Origin of the sequence: Terribacillus halophilus, from assembly GCF_900101385.1 — a bacterium.
Taxonomy (GTDB): Bacteria; Bacillota; Bacilli; order Bacillales; family Amphibacillaceae; genus Terribacillus; species Terribacillus halophilus.
Genome location: NZ_FMZB01000022.1, coordinates 1 through 1,305, shown reverse-complemented (window position 1 = coordinate 1,305; position 1,305 = coordinate 1). Strand labels below are relative to the sequence as shown.

General features: G+C 49.7%; 9 tRNA genes and 1 rRNA gene. All 10 read right to left on the bottom strand.

What is annotated here, in order from left to right:
• Window positions 1-94: 94 nt before the first annotated feature.
• Window positions 95-170, bottom strand: a tRNA-Ala gene (locus BLQ53_RS18660).
• Between the two features lie 15 nt (window positions 171-185).
• Window positions 186-262, bottom strand: a tRNA-Pro gene (locus BLQ53_RS18655).
• Between the two features lie 3 nt (window positions 263-265).
• Window positions 266-342 (bottom strand) — tRNA-Arg (locus BLQ53_RS18650).
• A 10-nt stretch (window positions 343-352) separates the two neighbouring features.
• Window positions 353-437: transfer RNA gene (locus tag BLQ53_RS18645), tRNA-Leu, on the bottom strand.
• Window positions 438-464: 27 nt separating this feature from the next.
• Window positions 465-539 (bottom strand) — tRNA-Gly (locus BLQ53_RS18640).
• A gap of 12 nt (window positions 540-551) precedes the next feature.
• A tRNA-Leu gene (locus BLQ53_RS18635) sits at window positions 552-637 on the bottom strand.
• Window positions 638-669: 32 nt separating this feature from the next.
• Window positions 670-745, bottom strand: a tRNA-Lys gene (locus tag BLQ53_RS18630).
• Window positions 746-750: 5 nt separating this feature from the next.
• Window positions 751-826 (bottom strand) — tRNA-Thr (locus BLQ53_RS18625).
• 4 nt (window positions 827-830) lie between these two features.
• Window positions 831-906: transfer RNA gene (locus tag BLQ53_RS18620), tRNA-Val, on the bottom strand.
• Window positions 907-919: 13 nt separating this feature from the next.
• Window positions 920-1,033: ribosomal RNA gene (gene rrf / locus BLQ53_RS18615) — 5S ribosomal RNA — on the bottom strand.
• Window positions 1,034-1,305: the final 272 nt, after the last annotated feature.

The window sequence follows — 1,305 nt, the reverse complement described above, 5'->3', positions numbered from 1 at the left end:
TGTTGATGCTTTTGCTCGTTAGAGCTGACGTTGATCTTAATGATCATGTCGTTTAGTTCGTAATTGGTTGTTTTGTTCAGTTTTCAAAGATCAATGGTGGAGCCTAGCGGGATCGAACCGCTGACCTCCTGCGTGCAAAGCAGGCGCTCTCCCAGCTGAGCTAAGGCCCCATTATATAATGAAAGTGGTCGGGAAGACAGGATTTGAACCTGCGACCCCTTGGTCCCAAACCAAGTGCTCTACCAAGCTGAGCTACTTCCCGTAATGGCGCGCCCGAGAGGAGTCGAACCCCTAACCTTTTGATCCGTAGTCAAACGCTCTATCCAATTGAGCTACGGGCGCATGTTTAAAGTGCCGAGGGCCGGACTCGAACCGGCACGGAGGAACCCTCCGCAGGATTTTAAGTCCTGTGCGTCTGCCAATTCCGCCACCCCGGCAAGCAGAATTAGTTGATTTAGTAGTTATGGAGCGGAAGACGGGATTCGAACCCGCGACCCCCACCTTGGCAAGGTGATGTTCTACCACTGAACTACTTCCGCGTTTAATCTAAATGGTGCGGGTGAAGGGACTTGAACCCCCACGTCATAAAGACACTAGATCCTAAGTCTAGCGCGTCTGCCAATTCCGCCACACCCGCATAGATTAAATACGCACAGTATTAAAATGAAATGGTGAGCCATGAAGGACTCGAACCTTCGACCCTCTGATTAAAAGTCAGATGCTCTACCAACTGAGCTAATGGCTCTAAAATGGTGCCGGCCAGAGGACTTGAACCCCCAACCTACTGATTACAAGTCAGTTGCTCTACCAATTGAGCTAGACCGGCTAAATGGTGGAGGATGACGGGCTCGAACCGCCGACCCTCTGCTTGTAAGGCAGATGCTCTCCCAGCTGAGCTAATCCTCCGGATTATATATCCGCCTGGCAGCGTCCTACTCTCGCAGGGGCGAACCCAACTACCATTGGCGCTGAAGAGCTTAACTACTGTGTTCGGCATGGGAACAGGTGTGACCTCTTCGCTATTACCACCAGATCAGATATTCTATGTTTGTCCTTTTCTTAAGGACAAGATATATTGTAGCATTTTTCAAAAGAAAAAGCAACACTTTTTTGAAGTGAACCTTCAAAACTAGATAAGAAACAGCCATACTTTACATCTCATGCGTGCCAAGCACCGGAGTGCTTGGTCTTTGGCGTTGACTTACTAAGTCTAGCGCTGCGGCTAGATCCAGCTCCAGAAACCAGAAACTGCGGCCTAAGCGATAGCCCTGCAAGGGTAAAACCACCCTTTCCGGCCTCTCACTT